General features: G+C 30.0%; 8 protein-coding genes and 3 tRNA genes. All 11 read right to left on the bottom strand.

The window, feature by feature from the left end:
* Nucleotides 1-217: GTP-binding protein (locus tag ABWP78_RS09700; protein WP_353171026.1), on the bottom strand; the 217-nt coding region annotated here is incomplete at its 3' end.
* A 56-nt stretch (nt 218-273) separates the two neighbouring features.
* Nucleotides 274-345 (bottom strand) — tRNA-Thr (locus ABWP78_RS09695).
* Between the two features lie 119 nt (nt 346-464).
* A tRNA-Tyr gene (locus tag ABWP78_RS09690) sits at nt 465-545 on the bottom strand.
* Nucleotides 546-639: 94 nt separating this feature from the next.
* Nucleotides 640-713: transfer RNA gene (locus ABWP78_RS09685), tRNA-Thr, on the bottom strand.
* 93 nt (nt 714-806) lie between these two features.
* Nucleotides 807-1,109 carry a ribosome hibernation-promoting factor, HPF/YfiA family gene (gene hpf, locus ABWP78_RS09680; RefSeq protein ID WP_353171023.1) on the bottom strand — a complete coding sequence of 101 codons (303 nt, stop codon included), beginning with the start codon at nt 1,107-1,109 and terminating at the stop codon, nt 807-809.
* A gap of 25 nt (nt 1,110-1,134) precedes the next feature.
* Nucleotides 1,135-2,028 carry a tyrosine-type recombinase/integrase gene (locus tag ABWP78_RS09675; RefSeq protein WP_353171020.1) on the bottom strand — a complete coding sequence of 298 codons (894 nt, stop codon included), beginning with the start codon at nt 2,026-2,028 and terminating at the stop codon, nt 1,135-1,137.
* A 71-nt stretch (nt 2,029-2,099) separates the two neighbouring features.
* On the bottom strand, nt 2,100-2,294 hold the full coding sequence (gene rpsU, locus ABWP78_RS09670) for a 30S ribosomal protein S21 (protein WP_166127146.1): 195 nt from the start codon (nt 2,292-2,294) through the stop codon (nt 2,100-2,102).
* Nucleotides 2,295-2,382: 88 nt separating this feature from the next.
* Nucleotides 2,383-3,552 carry an acyl-CoA dehydrogenase family protein gene (locus ABWP78_RS09665; protein ID WP_353171017.1) on the bottom strand — a complete coding sequence of 390 codons (1,170 nt, stop codon included), beginning with the start codon at nt 3,550-3,552 and terminating at the stop codon, nt 2,383-2,385.
* Nucleotides 3,553-3,576: 24 nt separating this feature from the next.
* On the bottom strand, nt 3,577-4,455 hold the full coding sequence (locus ABWP78_RS09660; RefSeq protein WP_353171014.1) for a ComEA family DNA-binding protein: 879 nt from the start codon (nt 4,453-4,455) through the stop codon (nt 3,577-3,579).
* A 9-nt stretch (nt 4,456-4,464) separates the two neighbouring features.
* Nucleotides 4,465-4,683, bottom strand: a complete 219-nt coding sequence (locus ABWP78_RS09655) for a PspC domain-containing protein (protein ID WP_291241161.1) — start codon at nt 4,681-4,683, stop codon at nt 4,465-4,467.
* A 33-nt stretch (nt 4,684-4,716) separates the two neighbouring features.
* The coding region (locus ABWP78_RS09650) for a DUF2851 family protein (protein ID WP_353171011.1) at nt 4,717-5,375 on the bottom strand (659 nt) is incomplete at its 5' end.

The following is a 5,375-nucleotide window of genomic DNA, read 5'->3' as shown; positions in this document are numbered from 1 at the left end:
CAGTTGAATACTCAACGTGCGACGTGTTAATTGTAATACCTCTTTCTTTTTCTTCCGGTGCATTATCAATTTGATCAAATGACTTACCTTCACATAAACCCGCATCTGACAATACTTTTGTAATTGCTGCAGTTAATGTAGTTTTACCGTGATCTACGTGACCGATAGTACCAATATTCAAATGGGGCTTTGAACGGTCGAATGTTTCCTTTGCCATGATTTTAAAATTTAATCTTAGTTATTTATTAGTGTTCAAAAATTATTTCTATTTTGAGCCAATGTCGGGAATTGAACCCGAGACCTCTTCCTTACCAAGGAAGCACTCTACCCCTGAGCTACACCGGCTTTTGTGAGTTCAGAAGTTAAAAACAAACCTAAATTTGTTCTTAATCCTATTATTCTATTACTCATTTTTAAAGATTTTACTTAAAATAGTTTTAAATAAATTCATTTAAAAAAGTTTGTGGGGAGAGCAGGATTCGAACCTGCGAAGTTTTCACAGCAGATTTACAGTCTGCCCTCGTTGGCCGCTTGAGTATCTCCCCTAACCTTACTTAAAAAATCAAAAAAAACAAATACTAAATTCTAAATATACACTAGAAAATGCACTTATTTATTTTAATTAACATAATTTCAAAGAGCCAGTGGAGGGACTCGAACCCACGACCTGCTGATTACAAATCAGCTGCTCTAGCCAGCTGAGCTACACCGGCATTTCTATACATAAAAAAGTCCGCTATTTCTAACGGACTGCAAATGTATATAATTTATTTATTAATCAAAACTTTTTTAAATCTTTTTTTCAATTAACTGTGCGCTCTTAATTTTTCTTTTCTCTTTACTAGTAATCGTTCTAAAGATTCAATTGCTAAATCTGCAGCTTCTTCAAAACTTTTACTATGTTTTGTTACAATAAAATCATCACCAGGCACCAATACCTTTAATTCAACTGTTTTGTTTTCTTTTTCGCTTATATTTTCTATTTTTAAAAACGCATCCGAAGAAATTACCTTATCGTAATATTTTTCTAACTTAGTCATTCTTTCATCTATAAAATCAACTAATTTTCTGTCGATATTAAAATTAACTGCATGTACATTCACTTTCATAATAATTATAGGTATTAATTAAACATTACTTGTTTCTTGGGTGTGCATTACTGTATACTTTTTTTAACTCTGACAAACTACTATGTGTGTAAATCTGAGTAGACGACAAACTGGCGTGACCAAGCAACTCTTTAACTGAATTTAAATCTGCACCGTTATTTAACAAATGTGTTGCAAACGAATGCCTAAGAACGTGGGGGCTTCTTTTTACCTTTTCAGATATAGTACTAAAGTAATCATTTATTAATCGATACACAAACGTTTCGCTTATTTTATTTCCTTTTTTAGATAAAATTAACTTTTCGGGAGCACCTATATTATCGAGTTCTTTACGTTTTGTTAAATATAATTTTATTACATCAGACGTGGATGTTAATAAAGGTATAATTCTTTCTTTATTTCGTTTTCCTAACACCTTTATAGTATTGCCATAAAAATCTATTGCATGTATATCTAAATTAATTAACTCTGCTCTTCGCATTCCAGTTGCGTATAACAATTCAACTACCAACCTATTTCGTATACTATCAAAATCGGTCTTTAAAAAATGCAATTCAAATAAGGTGTTAATTTCTTTTTCAGAAAATGGAATCTGAACTTGTTTGGGTGTTTTTAACGATTTGTGTTTTACAAAAGGATTGTTATCAATTTGCTTTGTTTTTAATAGAAATTTGTAAAACGATTTTAAGGAAGCCATTTTTCTATTAATTGAAGAAGCCGCAATTTTTGCATCCGACAATTCAACAATCCAACTACGAATTAAAGGATAATTCACTTCTTCTAATAAACAAGCATCGTGGTTTTTGTTTAGAAATAATTGAAATGATAAAATATCTTTTTGATAGGCATTCACAGTAAGTGGAGAATACTTTTTTTCCTTTTCGAGATATTCTAGATGAGACTGTAAATTATTACGCATAAAAAAAACCGTTAGATACAAATTTATAATTTATATTCTAACGGTTAAAGTATTTAATCAAAAATGATGGATTAACTTTCTAAGTTGTCTCTCATGTTTTGGATGTAAGCCGCTTTTTGAATTTTGATTCTGTTTGTCACAGAAGGCTTAATGAAAGCTTGACGTGCACGTAACTGACGAACAGTTCCTGTTTTATCAAATTTTCTTTTATAGCGCTTTAATGCTCTATCGATATTTTCTCCGTCTTTAATTGGTATAATTAACATAATATTGACACCTCCTCTCGTTAAGGGTGCAAACTTAAATAAAAATTATGAATTATGAATTACGAATTGTGAATTATTTTTAAAACAACTATTTAACGGCTGGTTTGTAATTTTGATTATCGATAATCATTTTCGATAAAATTTCTTTTAAAATTTCTGAAGTTCCACCACCAATTGGACCTAAACGACTGTCTCTTAACAATCGTGCTAACGGGTATTCTTCCATATATCCATAACCACCAAGCATTTGTAAGCAATCGTAAATAGCTAAATCAGCTACTTTTGTAGATTTCAATTTTGCCATTGTAGCCTCTTTTACTACATACTCTCCATTGTTTAATCTAGCCACAGCTGCGTAATTGAAGATTTTGCAGTGTTCTACTTCGGTAGCATGTTCCACCATTGTATGACGTAGCGCTTGAAATTTATTAATAGTTGTACCAAATGCCTCGCGTTGCGACATATATTCAATAGTATAATCGATGGCATATTCCGCTCTGGCGTGAGCATTAACTGCCATTATTAATCTTTCAAATGCAAAATGCTGCATAATGTATGGAAATCCTTTTCCTTCTTCTCCCATTAAATTTTCAGCTGGAATTTCTACATTGTCAAATGCAATTTCTGCAGTATCCGATGCTCTCCAACCTAATTTATCAAGTTTGGTTGCAGAAATTCCTTTTAAATTGGTATCTACTAAAAAGATACTAATTCCTTTATTTCCAAGTTCTGGATTTGTTTTTGCAGCTACTATATAATAATCGGCATACACACCATTTGTAATAAATGTTTTCGAGCCGTTTATAATAAATTTATTTCCTTGCTTTACAGCCGTAGTTCGCATGCCTGCTACATCACTTCCTCCAAAAGGTTCAGACACGCAAAGTGCACCAATTTTGTCACCTAATATACTTGGCGCTAAATAATTTTGTTTGATAGCTTCACTTCCTTCTGCGTTTAAATGCGTCATAGCTAAATAAGCGTGTGCCCACATAGCTGCAGCAAAACCAGAAGATTTAATTTTTTGAAGTTCTTCTAAAAACACAACGGAATAAAACAAATCTAAGTTTAATCCACCATATGCTTCTGGATAATTAATTCCGAAAAAGCCCATTTCACCAAATTTTTTCCAAATGAAGCGTTCAATTGTGCCTGTTTTTTCCCATTTTTCAATATGAGGCACAACTTCTTTTTGTAAAAAATCTTGTAAACTTTTTCTGAACAATTCGTGTTCTTCTGTAAAATATAATGAATTCATTACTGAAATTTAATTTGTTTGTTTTTAGAATTCCAAATATAAGGCTATTATTTTTAATTTTTCAAGTGGAAATTGCTTAACATTTGTTAAATCTTCACTGCTTTTAAAATCGCCATTCATACTTCTAAAAGTAACAATATTCTTAGCTATAGTGTAATTAAAGTATGGAAATTGTTGTAATTCTTTTATGGTAGAAGTGTTAATATTTATCTTTTTTACGTTTCCTGAAGATTTAATTTGGAATTTTTTATTCAAATCCGATATCGCTTCAGGTGAAATTCCCCAAATAAAACCTAATTGTTCCATAGAAGCAAAACTTCCAAATCTTTCTCGTTCAGATATTATTTTAAGAGCTAATTTTTCGCCAATCATATAAGCTTTTTCTAATGCAATCTGATCAGCAGTATTTAAATCTTGTACAACAATTTTAGTTTCTTTTTTATCAAATTTTTGAAATTTATTTTCATATTTTGATTGGTAATTTTTAGATGTTCCATTGGTTACCCAATCTGGAAATTTGAAATATATTGCATACTGATTCATCCATTCCTTTGAAACACCTGTTAGTTTCTGAAATTCTGCATTTGAATTCACATATTTATTTTGCTTTCTAAACTGGTGCAATTTATCAATTTGCGCTTCTGTCATTCCTAACTTATATCCCTTGTAGTCCGAAATAAAATTTGGATTAAATGGATAAATTTTATTGGAATTTTCCTGATTTACTTCTTTTATATTATCAATTTCATTTTGAGCTAAAAGCCAATTTTTTTCTTCTTGAGTTAAATCCAAAGAAGTTGTATCCTTTTGATTATTATACCAATAAATAAATAGTTGTAACAACCCAATGCTACAAATCAAAATTGCAATTCCGAAATAATGTCCTTTAGAAAATCGTAACATAGCTTACTGTTATAAATCAAAAACTGAACTTCGTTTGGTGTAAATTAAATCTTTAAGTTTATATATAAAAGCTAAAGTTAAATAAAAGCCAAATCCTAAACCTACTGTAATAAAAGATATATATACGAAAAACAAACGTACTTGAGTGGCGCGCATCCCTAATCTGTCCGCTAAACGAGAAGCTACAAAAAATCCGTTTTTTTCGAAAAAATGAAGTAAGTTATACATATATACGAGTAAACATTTAAAGCATAAAGATACTTAGTTTTTTAACAATTGCAAACCTACAGCGCAGTTAAGGCATTTATTTTTATTACAATATTCGTTTTTAAGTTCTAATAATGATTGTGATTGAAATGCATTTACGGCTTTTACATTATAAGCTAAGAATTTCTCAAGAATAGCGTTTTTTTCTGAAGGAATTGATTCTAAAAGATATATTAATTCTTCAATATTTAATTTTCCTTGATTTTTTGCATAACAAAATTTAATAGGAATTACAGTATTAATTATTATCAAATCGATAAATTGATTGGTTAAACCTTTACTTTTTGTTTTACTTGTTTTTGAAAAATTATAATGACTTTTCCAATATTCTGATGTTTCACTTTTTAATAATTGCTTGATTTGAGCATAGGAATTGGACTCAATCAGTTGAGAAAACAAATTTTGGTTATTCGTTATTAAATTTGCAAGTTGCGACAAACGTATTGTTGGAAAATTGTCAGGACGAAGTTTAAAAAATTGTGGATGCAAACCATATTCAGAATCTAAATTGTATTTTATTTTGAGATAGCTCCAATTCGATACTAATTTTGTGTGATATTCATCTTCAATAAGCTCATTTAACAAATTCAATTTACCACAAAACAAAGCTTCCAAATTTTCAACATCAAAACTTTCTTTTCTAATTAACGAAA

It is taken from the genome of Flavobacterium sp., assembly GCF_040402955.1.
Lineage (GTDB): Bacteria > Bacteroidota > Bacteroidia > Flavobacteriales > Flavobacteriaceae > Flavobacterium.
This window is presented reverse-complemented; position numbering and strand designations above follow the sequence as displayed.

Coding starts and splice junctions, on each gene's coding strand:
- hpf (WP_353171023.1), bottom strand. CDS start 1,109: ATGAAAGTGAATGTACATGCAGTTAATTTTAATATCGACAGAAAATTA.
- rpsU (WP_166127146.1), bottom strand. CDS start 2,294: ATGTTAATTATACCAATTAAAGACGGAGAAAATATCGATAGAGCATTA.
- ABWP78_RS09655 (WP_291241161.1), bottom strand. CDS start 4,683: ATGTATAACTTACTTCATTTTTTCGAAAAAAACGGATTTTTTGTAGCT.
- ABWP78_RS09665 (WP_353171017.1), bottom strand. CDS start 3,552: ATGAATTCATTATATTTTACAGAAGAACACGAATTGTTCAGAAAAAGT.
- ABWP78_RS09660 (WP_353171014.1), bottom strand. CDS start 4,455: ATGTTACGATTTTCTAAAGGACATTATTTCGGAATTGCAATTTTGATT.
- ABWP78_RS09675 (WP_353171020.1), bottom strand. CDS start 2,028: ATGCGTAATAATTTACAGTCTCATCTAGAATATCTCGAAAAGGAAAAA.